At 69.9% G+C, this 12825-nt stretch carries 8 protein-coding genes; 4 read left to right on the forward strand and 4 right to left on the reverse strand.

Going from position 1 to position 12825, the window contains the following annotated elements; translation table 11 throughout:
- Nucleotides 1–54: 54 nt before the first annotated feature.
- Genes E6W39_RS10245 through E6W39_RS10255 form a run of 3 tightly spaced genes read left to right on the forward strand, consistent with a single transcriptional unit; the run spans nt 55 to nt 2668 of the window.
- Nucleotides 55–984 (forward strand): ABC transporter ATP-binding protein, encoded by a 930-nt coding sequence (locus tag E6W39_RS10245; RefSeq protein ID WP_181799182.1) that lies wholly within the window; start codon nt 55–57, stop codon nt 982–984.
- Nucleotides 981–1829 carry an ABC transporter permease gene (locus tag E6W39_RS10250; RefSeq protein WP_141633264.1) on the forward strand — a complete coding sequence of 283 codons (849 nt, stop codon included), beginning with the start codon at nt 981–983 and terminating at the stop codon, nt 1827–1829. Before E6W39_RS10245 ends, E6W39_RS10250 begins: the two co-directional genes overlap by 4 nt.
- Before the next feature lie 8 nt (nt 1830–1837).
- Nucleotides 1838–2668, forward strand: a complete 831-nt coding sequence (locus tag E6W39_RS10255; protein ID WP_181799183.1) for an ABC transporter permease — start codon at nt 1838–1840, stop codon at nt 2666–2668.
- Nucleotides 2669–2698: 30 nt separating this feature from the next.
- Here E6W39_RS10255 and E6W39_RS10260 read toward each other — a convergent pair whose 3' ends face one another.
- The 3 genes from E6W39_RS10260 to E6W39_RS10270 all read right to left on the reverse strand — a co-directional run bounded on the left by E6W39_RS10260 (nt 2699) and on the right by E6W39_RS10270 (nt 10736).
- Complete coding sequence (locus E6W39_RS10260; RefSeq protein ID WP_141633266.1) at nt 2699–3925, reverse strand: cytochrome P450; 1227 nt, start codon at nt 3923–3925, stop codon at nt 2699–2701.
- Nucleotides 3926–4037: 112 nt separating this feature from the next.
- Nucleotides 4038–4817, reverse strand: coding sequence for an oxygen-binding di-iron domain-containing protein (locus tag E6W39_RS10265; RefSeq protein ID WP_141633267.1), 780 nt, complete (start codon nt 4815–4817; stop codon nt 4038–4040).
- A 258-nt stretch (nt 4818–5075) separates the two neighbouring features.
- Nucleotides 5076–10736: a glycosyl hydrolase family 18 protein gene (locus E6W39_RS10270; protein WP_141633268.1), complete on the reverse strand. Its 5661-nt coding sequence runs from the start codon at nt 10734–10736 to the stop codon at nt 5076–5078.
- Nucleotides 10737–10944: 208 nt separating this feature from the next.
- Between E6W39_RS10270 and E6W39_RS10275 the strand changes: the two genes are divergently transcribed.
- Complete coding sequence (locus E6W39_RS10275) at nt 10945–12216, forward strand: ankyrin repeat domain-containing protein (protein WP_141633269.1); 1272 nt, start codon at nt 10945–10947, stop codon at nt 12214–12216.
- A gap of 74 nt (nt 12217–12290) precedes the next feature.
- Here E6W39_RS10275 and E6W39_RS10280 read toward each other — a convergent pair whose 3' ends face one another.
- Nucleotides 12291–12554: a hypothetical protein gene (locus E6W39_RS10280; RefSeq protein ID WP_141633270.1), complete on the reverse strand. Its 264-nt coding sequence runs from the start codon at nt 12552–12554 to the stop codon at nt 12291–12293.
- Between the last annotated feature and the right edge of the window lie 271 nt (nt 12555–12825).

The raw sequence follows: 12825 nt of genomic DNA on the forward strand, positions 1-12825 counted from the left end.
ATGCACCCCGCGGTCTGATGTGTCGCCCTCCTGGCCTGGGAAACCATCGGTGCCGTGATCGAAATCAACGAGCTCACGAAGCGGTACGGCAGCGTCATCGCCGTCGACGGCCTGACCTTCACCGCGCACCCCGGTCAGGTGACCGGCTTCCTCGGCCCGAACGGTGCCGGCAAGACCACCACGATGCGCATGCTGCTGGGTCTGAACACGCCCACCAGCGGCACCGCGACCGTCAACGGTCGCCGGTTCCGTGACTTCGGCACCGGCCTGCGACACGTCGGCGCCCTGCTGGACGCCAACGACGTGCACAAGGGACGCACCGCCAACGCGCACCTTGCCGCACTCGCCCGCAGCAACGGTCTGCCGCGGCGCCGGGTCCAGGAGGTGCTGGAGACGGTCGGCCTCGGTGACGCGGGCAAGCGGCGGATCGGCGGTTTCTCGCTCGGCATGCGCCAGCGCCTGGGGATCGCCACCGCGCTGCTCGGCGACCCGCCCGTGCTGCTCTTCGACGAGCCGGTCAACGGCCTCGACCCGGAGGGCATCCGCTGGGCCCGCGAGCTGTTCCGCCGACTCGCCGCCGAGGGACGCACCGTCTTCGTCTCCAGCCACCTGATGAGCGAGATGGAGCACACCGCCGACCATCTGGTGGTCGTCGGCGGTGGCAAGTTGATCGCCGACGAGCCCCTGGCCACCTTCGCCGCCCGGGCCACCACCGGTCAGGTCGTGGTCCGCACTCCTGCCCCGGAGGCACTGGCGCGGGTGCTGCACGAGGCGGGCGGCGCGGCGCAGGTCACCGGCCACGAGAGCATCACCGTCACCGGCCTCACCGCGGCGCAGGTGAACGAACTGGCCTTCACCCACCGCGTCATGGTGCACGAGGTCACCGCGCGCGGCGGCACGCTGGAGGACGCGTTCATGGAGCTGACTGCCGACTCCGTTCAGTACCGCGCTGGTTCGTTGGCGAGCGGGGGTGCGGGCCGGTGACCGCGACGATCGCGATCGTTCCGTCCGAAGTCGCCGAACGGCGCGCACGCTGGCGCGACCTGCTCGGCGCCGAGTGGATCAAGCTCTGGTCACTGCGGTCGACCGGGATCGTGCTGGGCTGCCTGGTCATCATGTACGTGTACTTCGCGTACAAGGCCGCGGCCAACACCTACGACGCCTGGCCGACCATGGCCGACTGGATGAAGGCCGACCCTGACCCGGCGCATGACGCCTTCGACATGCCCACCTTCCTGCTCCTGCAGGCCATTGTCGGCACGGTCAGCGCGATGACCATCTCCGGCGAGTACGCCTCCGGGCTGATCCGTACCAGCCTGATCGCCGTACCGGACCGCAACCGGGTGATGCTCGCAAAGGTCGCCGTGGTGGCGGGCGTACTGGCCGCCGTCGGCCTGCTCCTCAGCACAGCCATCTGGGCCGTCACCTTCATGGTCTTCTCGGACCGGATCCCCGGCTACTCGTTCAGCACTCCGGGCGTGAGGCGGAGCATCCTGGCCACCACGCTGATGCTGCCGGTCTGCGGTCTGATCGGCATGGCGCTGGCCGCGCTGATCCGCAACACCGCGGGCACCGTCTTCGCGGTGCTGGCCTTCTTCCTGGTCGGGCCGGTGGCTGTCAAGGGGCAGGTGCCGCTGCTGAGCGCCGACCTGCGGAACCACCTCGCCGACGCGCTGCCCTCTTACGCGTGGGCCCGCCTGTGCATCATGGCCCACGGGCACATCGTGGGGCACCTCCAGTCGGTGCCGACGGCCTGGAGCGCGCTGATCGGCTTGCCCATCGTCTCGGTCGCCATCGTGGTGCTGATGCTGCGCCGCCGGGACGTCTGATGAGGACCATGCCGACGACCCCGGTACCCGTCGCGTCCGATGCCGAACACCGCGGCCGGTTCAGTGACTTGTTCGCTTTCGAATGGATCAAGCTGTTCGCCCAGCGGTCCACCTACGTCATGCTGGGGCTGGCGCTGCTGATGAGCATTGGCGGGGCCTGGCTCACCAGCGGCGGCGTCCACCTGGTCAACGCCTCGGCGCGGGCCGGCTATGACCGGGTGAGCGGCTCCTTCAGCGAGGGCACCTTCGCCTTCCTCACCATCGGGGCCGGCGCCCTGGGCGCGCTCTCCATGGTCGGCGAGTTCTCCAGCGGGCTGATCCGGACGACCTTCATCGCCGTCCCGGACCGCCGGCGGATCGTGCTCGCCAAGGCAGCCGTCCTCGCGTCCGTCACGACCGCCGCCGGCCTGGTCGCCGCGGTGGCCTCGTTCGTCACCGCGCAGTCGATCCTGGGCCCCAGGCAGCTCGGCATCTCCTTCGGCAACCCCCTTGTGCTGCAGGCCTTCCTCGCCTCCGTGCTGCTGGTTCCGGTGAGCGCGATCATCGGCATGTTCATCGGCGCGCTCATCCGGATCCCGGTGGCCTCCTTCTTCACGGTCTTCGTGGCCCAGAGCCTGCTGGCCGACGCCATCCCCAGCAACAGCGGCAACCACCTGCTCGCCGCGATCAGCGACGCGATGCCGCGCAACGCGTGGTTCGGCCTGGTCAGCCAGCACACCGCCTTCGACAACGACGGCCCGTTCCCGCCCGGCGCGCTGCAGTGCTGGGTGGCGCTGCTGGCCTGGCCGTTGCTCGCGCTGCTGCTCACCCTGCTGGTGGTGCGCCGCCGCGACGTCTGACGGGACGGGCCGTCCCCGTTTTCCGGGGGGTTACGAGGCCGATTCCGTCCAGCTGACCGGGAGTTCGTGGACGCCGTAGATGGTCATGTCGGTCCTGAGCCTCACCTCACCGGCGGGGATGGCGAGTTGGAGGGTCGGGAAGCGCCGCAGCAGTCCGGCGAAGCCGGCGCGCATCTCGACGCGGGCCAACTGCTGCCCCAGGCACTGGTGGACGCCGTGGCCGAGGGACAGGTGACCGCGAGCGTCGCGGTGGATGTCCAGGGTGTCGGGGTTGTCGAAGCGCCGGGGGTCGTGGTTGGCGGCCAACTGGGAGACGACGACGGTCGATCCCCGGCTGATCGTCTCACCGCCGAGCTCGATGTCCTCCGTGGCGTAGCGGAAGAGGATGTCGACGACGGACAGGTAGCGCATCAACTCCTCGACGGCACCCGGCAGCAGCTCCGGGTCGGCCCGCAGTTCGGCCAGCTGCTCGGGGTGCTCCAGCAGCGCGAAGGTGCCCAGGGCCAGCATGTTGGCGGTGGTCTCGTGGCCGGCGAACAGCAGCAGGAAGGCCATGCCGATCAGTTCCGCGATGCTGAGGTCTTCGTCGCGGGCCAGGTCGGACAGCAGGTCCTCACCGGGGGTGGCACGCTTGTTCGTGACCAGTTCGGCGAGGTACGCGGTCATGGCGTTGTACGCGACCATCTTCTCGTCCAGCGACTGGTCCCTGATCAGGAACTTGGCGGAGTTGACCTGGAACTCCTCCCGGTCCGCATAGGGAACGCCGAGCATCTCGCAGATCACCAGCGAGGGCACCGACAGCGCGAACTCCTTGACCAGGTCGACCGGCGGGGCGAGCCGCGCCATCTCGTCCAGCTGCCGCTCGACGATGTCGGCGATGTGCGCCTCGAGCTGCTTCATGCGCTTGACGGTGAAGGCGCCGGTGAGCTTGCGCCGCAGCCGGGTGTGGTCCGGCGGGTCCATGCTGATGAACAGTCCCGGCGTCTGGGGGGCCGGTTCGGTCATCTCGGGCATGCCGGGGATCTCGTACGGCACGTGGAGGACGCCGATGTCCTGCCGGGAGCTGAACCTTGTGTCGGCCATGAGCTGGCGGAGCTCGTCGTAGCCGGTGACGAGCCAACCCTCGTGGCCGTCGGGGAAGAGCATGGGACTGACCGGCCGAGCCTCGCGCAGCCGGCTGATCTCGCGGGGCGGGTCGAAGGGGCCCGCATCGCGCTCCATGGGAAGGCCGTTCGGGATGGGAGCCGTGGTGGTCATCGGAGGTCCTTCCGTGGGCGGTTGGTGCATCCACCATCGCCGACGGACCTGACATACGACTGTCACGGCTCTGACACCGACCATGCCTGAGGCCGCTCAGCGGCCGGCCACTTCAGGCCGGCGGGCTCTCCAGGACGCTCGGGCGGGCCGCGAACTCGCTTTCCGGGCTGAAGCGTTGCTCATACGCCTCGGCGAGGGCGCGCAGCGCCGCAGCGCCGTCGCCGTGGAACGAGGAGCCGTGCATCACCGCGAGCGTGGTCGGCCCCAACTCGGCCAGTGCACGGAGGGTTTGGATCGCGGCGGTGAGACAGGAGGTCTGCCGGAGGGCGATCTCCGCCTCAAGCGCCTGGTCGATGAGGCCGTCGCCGGTCACGGCCGGACCATTACCGAACTGGGTGAACAGGTCTCCGCAGAACAGCGTGCCGGTCGTCTCCTCGAAGAGCACCCGAGCTTCCCAATTGTGGGGAACGTGCGGCGTGTTGAGGTGGCGTACGCGTCGGCGCAGCTGCTTGCCGCCGAGGTCGAGGATCTCGCCGTCCGCCATCGGCACCGGCGGACGGTCGGCGAGATCGTTCAGCGACACCAGGCAGCCGAGCAGCCCGTGGGCCACCTGCGCGTGCGGGGCCGCCGCCAGGAACTCGTTCATCGCGCCGCACTCGTCGGACTCCACGTGCCCGAAGGTGATCCAGCGCAGCCGCTCCACCGGCACGATCCGGTCGACCGCCTCCGAGACGAGCGGGAACAGCTGCCGCATTCCGGTGTGGAAGAGCAGCGGCTCCTCGGCGTCCACCAGGAACTGGTTGAAGGTGAACCCGGCCGGTGCGGCCACCTCCGGGATGAAGGTGGAGATCCGGTAGATGCGGTCGGCGATCTCGTCCGTACGCGTCTCCATAGCCGGAGCCTACGATCCGGCCTGCGGTCGAGCGACCGGTCATCGGCCGTGGGAGTGAACCGACACGCGCTCGACGGCCCGGGTCGATCCGAGTCGATCCGAGTCGGTCCGGTCGGTGCGGCGTCGTCCGACGTGTACCGACCCGGCGGCACCCTGGTCCACGGGACCGATGACGGCCGGGGCGGCCCGGGCGGAGATCCGCCTGGGCCGCCCCGGCCGTCGTTCGGCCCGCGCCGTCGTGCGGCCCGCGCCGTCGGGTCAGGACACCGGTCCCAGCCGGGTCCAGGCGTTGTTGGGATCGGTCGCGTCGGGCACGTTGCCCTTGGTCCAGTACTTCGCCTTCCAGTAGTAGCCGTTGGACGACACGACGGTGCGGGTGCTGCCGTCGCCGGCACCGGCGACGATCCGGGTGCCCGGGAGCACGCCGCTGTTGAAGGGTTCGGCGACGGAGCCGGCCTCCGACCGCAGGGAGAACGCCTTGCCATCGGCCGGCACTCCGCCCGACAGCCGGTTGCCCTGGTCGTCGAAGAGCTGCCACCACTGGCCGCTGCTCAGATCGCAGTCCCGGACGGACAGGTCGGCCAACTGCCCGTCGGCGCCGAGGCACTGCTCGTGGCCGCCGGTGCTGCTCTTGATCCGGTACCGGCCGGTGCCGCCGTCCTCGACGACGTTCCACAGCTGGTTGCCGTTGCCGGCTTGCGAGTCGACCAGGTGGGCGGTGGTCCAGTCGCCCGGGTGGTCGATCACGTTGCCGCTGTTGACGTCCTGGACCTTCCACAGGTTGCCGGTGTGCCAGAGCGCGAACGGTGCGAGTGCCGGGTTGTAGGTGCGGGCCGCGTCCCACGGCTCGGCCTGGCAGCCGGTGGAGCCGGGCGCGGTGGGCTGGACCAGGGTGGTGCCCTGCCGGTTGTCCTGGGCGAGCCCGTACTGGGTGCCACCGATGGTGATGGTGAAGTTCGCCGGACCGGTGATCGGCAGGTAGTACTTGATCCCGATGTCACGGCTCTTGCCTGGTTGGATGTCCTCGCAGTACCCGAGGGTGATCGTCACCCGGTGGAAGTCGGCGCCCAGCCCGCCGGTGTTCGGCCCGCTCCGCCCCGGTGCGACGCCGGTCATCGGGTGCCAGGCCGCGTCCTTCAGCAGGGGTGTGGTGGAGGTGGGGATGTCGAAGGAGAGCTGGGTGCCGGCCGAGAGGGCCGATCCGGTGTTGTTGGTGATCCGCAGCGTGGGCTGCATCGGCCACATGTCGGCCAGGTCGGTCGGGTAGTTGACCAACTGGGCGGTGACGGCGATGGTCTGCTGCGGCAGCGCTTGGTCGGCACGGGTGTTGCCGTAGGGGGCGGCGCCGCTCAGGGTGGAGCCGATCAGGTTGGTGAGCGTGTAGCCGGGCGCGCACTCGCCCTGGGCGGGGCAGTCGTAGTCGCCGCCGAGCTCCCAGATCGTCATGCCGCCGATGCCGTTGTCCTTGACGTACTGGGCCTTGGTGGAGATCGCCTGCTCGTCCTCGGTGGAGAGGAAGGTCTTCTTGGCGTCGTTCCACAGCCAGCCGGCCTTGAGCGTGTCGTCCCACTGGCGGGAGTAGCCGCTCGGCTGGTTGGCCGGGTCGGTCGGGTCGAGTCCGTAGCGCGGCAGGTAGGACGGGGTGATGCCGCGCTCCAGGTTCTTGGCGTGCCACATCGGGTTCGAGCCGGCCCCGAGCTCGGTGCCGTCGGGGTTGCTGTCGTGCCAGAGGTTGTCGACGCCCTTGGCGCCGGAGCCGCAGGCGACGGTTCCGCCGTTGCTGCCGGTGCCCTGCGGGCACTGCGACTGGTCGGGCAGGTCCGAGGTGCCCCACAGGCCGTTGCCGACGCCGCCGGTGACGTGGTCCCAGCCCCGCGTGTAGTACGGCACGCCGACGTTGATCCGGCCGGACTGCAGGGCGCCGCGGTAGTAGTGGTAGGACCAGTCGGTGTTGAAGTAGCCCTCCTGCTGGTACTCCGGGTTGTGGGCGGTGTCGTAGATGCCGGCCGCGGTCAGCTCGGCGTCCCGGCCGTCGTCGTAGAGCGGGGCGTTGGGGCCCACGTACCGGTTCCAGGAGCCGTGGAAGTCGTAGGACATGTCGTTGACGAAGTCCAGGTACTGCAGCGCCGAGTTGTCCGCCATCCCGCGCAGCAGGTAGCCGGAGGAGGAACCGGCGGCGGTCAGCTCGTAGTAGTGCTGGTCGGCCGCGGCCGCGGCGTCCAGTTTCTGGCGGAGCGTCTTCATCAGGGCGGTGTAGCCGGCGGTCAGGCCCGGGCGCCGCGGGTTGGAGACGGACCAGTCGGCCGGGTTGCCGGTGTTGGGCAGCGCGTCCGGGTACTCGTAGTCGATGTCCACGCCGTCGAAGCCGTAGTGGCGGATGAAGGCCACGGCGGAGTCCGCGAAGGTGTCGATCGCGGGCTGGTTGACGCTGCCGTCCTGATTGGTGGTCAGGGTGTAGAGGCCGCCGTTGCCGGTCCGGCTGCCGTCCGGGTTCAGCACGCCGCCGGTCTCGGCCCAGCCGCCGACCGAGATCAGCGTGCGGACCCGGGGGTGCTGCTTCTTGTACTTGGTCAGCAGGTTGAGGTTGCCCTGGTACGGCAGCGTCGGGTCCGTCTCGGCGCCGGGCACGCCGGGCCAGGTCATGCCGGTGGCCGGGTTGTCGGGTCCGTCGGGTCCGACCGAGAGCTGGTTGTTGTCGAGGTGGGCGAAGGCGTAGTTGACGTGGGTGAGTTGCCCCCACGGGATGCTGCTGGGCAGGTACATGTGCTGGCCGTTCTTGCCGGTCCGCCAGCCGGTGAAGTAGCCGACCACCCGGCGCTGGTGGGCGGTGCCCAGCAGTTCGCGGCCGGTGTTGTCGTAGCGCAGGCAGTAGGGGGTGTTCACGCCGTCGGTCGGGGTCATGCCGTCGGGGCGGCAGCCGGGCTGGTCGGCCGGGTTGGTCGAGAACGGTCCCGGGCCGTTCGGGTCGCCGTCTGCGCCGGGTGAGGGGCCGGTGATCATGGAGCGGGCCAGCGCGGTGCCCGCGTCCGGCTGGTCGTCGAAGATGGTGTTGCGCAGCGCCGTCCAGGTGTCCCGGATCCGGGTCGGGCCGTAGAGCAGCTTGTCGTCCGTGGTGCCGGGGACGACCGAGGTCACGGCGTACTTCCCGCCGCTGAAGAAGGCCGCGTAGCCCGGGTGGTTGCTGATCGCGCACTGGATGCCGAGGCTCACGATGGCCTGGAACCAGTTGCAGTACCACTCCGGCACCCCGAAGCCGGTGTCGATCTTCGTGCTGAAGTGTGCCGTCGGATCCTTCGCGTCGGCGGCCGCCAGGCTCGGCCAGTTGCCCGCGATCGGCTTGGGACCGTTGAGCACCTGGTCGATGCTGCCGATGTTGGCCTGCACCAGGACGTACTGGTCGTTCTTGAAGAAGTACACCTCGTTGTCGCGCACCGAGAGCGCCGAGTCGATGCCGTTGCCGAAGAGCGCCTTCAGTTCGGGCGTCTTGCACAGGCTGGTCCAGCCGGTGCAGATGTCCCACGGACCGTTGACCCGGGTGTCGTTGGTGGTACCCGGCGTGACGTTGTTGATCCGGATGTACTGGTTGCCGCTGAACAGGTAGGCCTCGCCCTTGTGGTCGGGCAGCGAGAACGCCGCGTCGACCTTGTCGGCGAACGGGGTGCCGCGCAGGCTCGGCCAGTTGTCGGCGATGTTCTTGATCCCCGCGTCCGCTCCGCCGACGATCGCGCTGCCTGCGTTGAGCTTGTCGAAGGTCACCCGGGCGTACTTGTCGCCGTGGAAGAAGTAGGCCTCGTTGTCGGCGACCGAGAGGGTGGCGTCGATGCCGCGCCCCGAACCCGGCCGCACCCGCACCCCCTCGGGGCCCTGGCCGGGCGTGTTGGTGCAGCGGAAGTCGGTGTCCGCACCGGGCGAGGAAGCGACCAGTTGACTCAGGCAGGCGCTCAGCACCTGCTGCCCGTACGCGTTGGGGTGCAGCGCCTCCTGCTGGTCGCCCTGCGACTGCCACCCCAGGTTCTGCGTCCAGTCCTTCAAGTACGGCACCCAGCGCACCCATTCGGCCTGGGCCGCGGGCAGCGGGCTGGTCGGGCTGTTGGCCGAGGTCGCCTGCTGGGCGGCGCCGGCACACAACTCGTGCCCGGCGAAGGCGTCCTGGAGGTCCAGGAAGGTGGCGCCGCCGGCCCGGGCGGTCTGCTGCAGCATGTTGGAGATCCGCGGGATGACCGAGTCGTGCGCCCAGTCCGAGTCGTCGTCGTTGAACGGGCAGCCGCCCGAGTTGTAGCGGCTGCCCAGGGTCTGCCGGTACCGGTTGTCGGTGCTGCGGGGCAGCGCCTGGGGATACGACTGCAGCACCAGGGTGTAGCTGCCGTCCGGGTAGCCGGCCTGCTGCATGGTGCTGCGCACCGCCTGCAGGGTCGCGGTCACCTTGTTCTGCACCGTGGACAACCCCGAGGCGAAGGTGGCCTCCTGGCTGCTGTTGCAGTGCGTCCGCAGCGGGTAGAGGTACGCCTTGCCGCACTCGGCCACGATGCCGGAGAAGTTGAGGTCGTTGCCGCCCACCGACAGCACCACGGTCTTGACCTGGTAGTCCTGGGCGAGCTGCGCGAGTTGCGCGACTTGTGGATCCTCGTCCTTGAAAGAGCTGCTGGTCACGGCGTCCGTGGTGGCCCCCGAACAGGCCAGGTTGAAGCGCTGATCGGGCGCCGCGCCGTCGATGTCGGCTCCCGCGATCTCCGAACCCGCCGACCGGTCGCAGCCGTTGCCGATGCCGTACGAGGTGACGTCGTAGACCTGGCCGAGGTCGTGGTCGCAGGCGTCCGGGCCGGTGCAGTTCGCGGCGGCTAGGTCGGTTCCCCAAGCATGGCCGGTCGCCCAGGTGTTGGCGTTGCCTTCCCAGCGGCCGCCCTCGCCCGAGATGTAGCTGTCGCCCAGCGCCACGGTGGCGGGCGGCCGCTGGTCAGGGCAGGCAGGACCGGCGGTGTCGAGCAGGCTCATCGGGCGCGGCGCCGTCACGCAGACGGCGGAGTTCACCTGAGCGGTGGAGAAGACCACGGGGTAGTGGTCGGACCCGTACTGGCTGTCGAGCCGGGTGGCGTGGTAACCGGCTGCCGCGTTCTTGGCCACCGCGTAGTCGAGCTCTGCCCTGCTCTGGCCCTTCCGGTAGGTGTCCTTGCCGGAGGCGTAGACCTTCTCGTCGGGGCCCCAGGTGAACGTCGAGTTCAGCGGCTTCTCGCGATTCACTGCAGCGGGCGTCATGCTTGGCTTGGGGTTGGGGAGGCGGTTGAAATCGCCCATCGCAGCCCAGTGCTGCAGGTGCTTGCCGTCGAGGATCTCGCTGAGGTCGGAGACGATCAGGTCCGAGTTGTTGTTGCCACGCGGCTTGGTACTGGTCGCGTGGGCGCTGAAGAACCAGGTGTCGCCCAACTGGATTCCGAGGACGGGGAAGGAGTTATCCTTCTTGTCCTCGGGATGCAGGTCCGGCCTGAAGATCATCAGCCGGTCCGCTCCGACCTGGGTGTCGCTGATGAACACCACTGAGCGGTTGCCGATTCCGGGTGTCTTGACCCGGTAGACGTAGTAGATGGTTCCACCGGCCACCGGAGTCAACTGGGAGGTCTCGACGGTCCAGGTCACTGCGGCATCACGCGCGTCCACAACTGCCAGAGGCTGCTGCGCGGCTCCGGGCAGAGGGTCGTCGCGCACCTCCTGGAGAGCCATCAGGTTCAGGTTCAGCGCCTGTATCAGTTGGGGCGCGGTGCTGCTCAGCCGATCCCCCTTGGCCGCGATGTTCCAGGTGGCCACGCGGTAGTCCGAGACGGCGGCGGAGGCCGGCACAGCAGGCAGCAGGAGCGCCTGCACGAGACCGAGGAGCAGGCTGAGGGTGAGGCTGACGGTCAGCCAGACGGTGCTGGGCCGGCGCAAATGGCTCTCCAGGGCACGAGCAGGGGATCCGGCCGGTCGGCCGCAACCACCACACCCAACCGGGCCCGGCTCCACAGCTGGTCAACGATGGGTGAACGAAGCGCCGGGCTCCTGCCTGGCGGGCGTGCGATAGGTTGCCAGCCGTGACCGACCGCTGATGCGACACGTCGTCAGGGTCCCAACGGCCGGCTAGGGGGTTTTGCGGGGTATGGGCGAGGATCCACTCGTCACGGCGGTGCGGAGCGGGGACGAGGACGCGGTCAGGGTGCTGCTGGAGGACGGGGCGGATCCCGATCACGTCGACGAGCAGGGCAACCCCGTACTCTGCCTGGCCATAAGCGCGTTCAGCTCGTCGGTCGCCGGCTACCTGGTGGCGGGCGGCGCGGATGCGGTCCGCCGGCTGCCCGACGGGACCACCCCGCTGCTGCGGGCCGTCGACAGCGGCTCCATCGGTCTCGTCCACTGCCTGCTCGGCGAAGCGGCCCTGCTCGGCGAGGCCACCCGCGCGGAACTGCTGGCACGCGCCCGGCAGTGGCACGAAACCGGCCCGGTCGCCATGCTGCGCCAGCAGACCGGCTCCCCGGGCCCGGTCGAGCGGGTCCGGGTCCGGGACCGGGAGTGGTCCACCGAGTACCACGAGATCCGGCTCGGCGGAACGACCGTCCGCGACGGGCACCCGGGGATCCTCACCCTCGTCGAGAAGCACCTCGGACTACGCCCGGGAGTCGGCGAGTTGGCCGCCCGCGCGTGCGCCCTCGAGTACCCCGACCGGGAGCACGCCGCCTGGTGGGAGATCACCGGCACCCTTGCCGAGAGGCAGGACGACGCCACGTGGCAGGCTGCGGCGGCCCTGCGAGCCCACCCCGATCCCCTGCACCGCCGCTTCGGCGCGGAGGTCCTGGTCTCACTCGTGCTCGGTGATCCCCTGTCCGACGCCCCGAGCCCGTTCGACCTGCGCACGCTGGAGTTCTTCCTCGGCTGGGCGCCGGCGGAGGGGCACCCGGACGTCCTGGCGGAGCTCCTGGCCGGCCTGGGCCACCATGACGACCCGAGGATCGAGCCCCTGGGCCTCACGTACCTCGCCCACCCTGCCTCGCAGGTGCGCGCCCAGGTGCCCGCGACCCTGGAACGCACGCTCTCGGGCCGCCCGGACCGGTGGACCTACACCCCCGAGGGGCTGGACGCCATGCTCGTACTGGCCCGGGACACCGATGCCTCCGTTCGCAGACTCGTCGCCCACCAGCTCGCGGAGAGCCGGGATCCGGCGCCCGCCATCGGGGACGCCCTGGCCGAACTCCTCGACGCGGAGGACCAGATGACCCGCATCTGGGCCGCTTTCGGACTCGCCGAACGGGATGATCCGCGCTGCCTCGACGCCGCCGCCCGGGTGGGCCCCGTCGACGACCGCCAGGCCTGGTCCTGGATCCTCGACGCACCCTCGCGGTACGAGCAGCGCCAGGGGCCCACCACAACCGAGTAGCGAGCGCTCGCCCTACGGCCCGCCGCGTGCCCGCACCGGCCCCGGGGACGAGACCGTCCGATCCATGCGTCGGGTCAGCGGCGCCCGCGGTTGTGGCCTTGCCCGAGCCGTCGGGGCGTTCGCCAGGCGGCGAACAGGATGCCGGCAGCGCCGATGACCGCCTGAAGCGCCTCCGTGCCGGCCAGCAGGCAGACCGAGGTGCACACGGCCAGGATCGACATGAGGGCGATCAGGTCGAGCCAGCGGTGGTCCGGGCCCGCGTTGGACTCCCGGACGGACTCCGGGACGGACTCAGGAGCGGCGTGCCCGTCCTGCGGCGACTGAACTTGCGTCGACACTGCTGTCCTCCCACGGTCGGGAAGGCAGGCCCCGAGGAGTTCAGCCCCGCAAACCAAACAGCCGCATCGCGCCGCATGTCTCGTGGGGTTACTTCCCCGGCTTCCATCGCTCGCGCGACGAAGCCTGCCCCCCAAAGATCATGCAGCCGAGCGGCTACACACCCATGATGGAAGCGCACTTCTGACGCCACGTCAACCCCGGCCCTGGGGGCCGCCCTCACGATCCCAGCAGCAGGCGAGCGCGAGTTCCGAGGGCCGCAGCGTCCGAACC

The organism is Kitasatospora acidiphila (assembly GCF_006636205.1).
In the GTDB taxonomy this organism is placed as follows: domain Bacteria; phylum Actinomycetota; class Actinomycetes; order Streptomycetales; family Streptomycetaceae; genus Kitasatospora; species Kitasatospora acidiphila.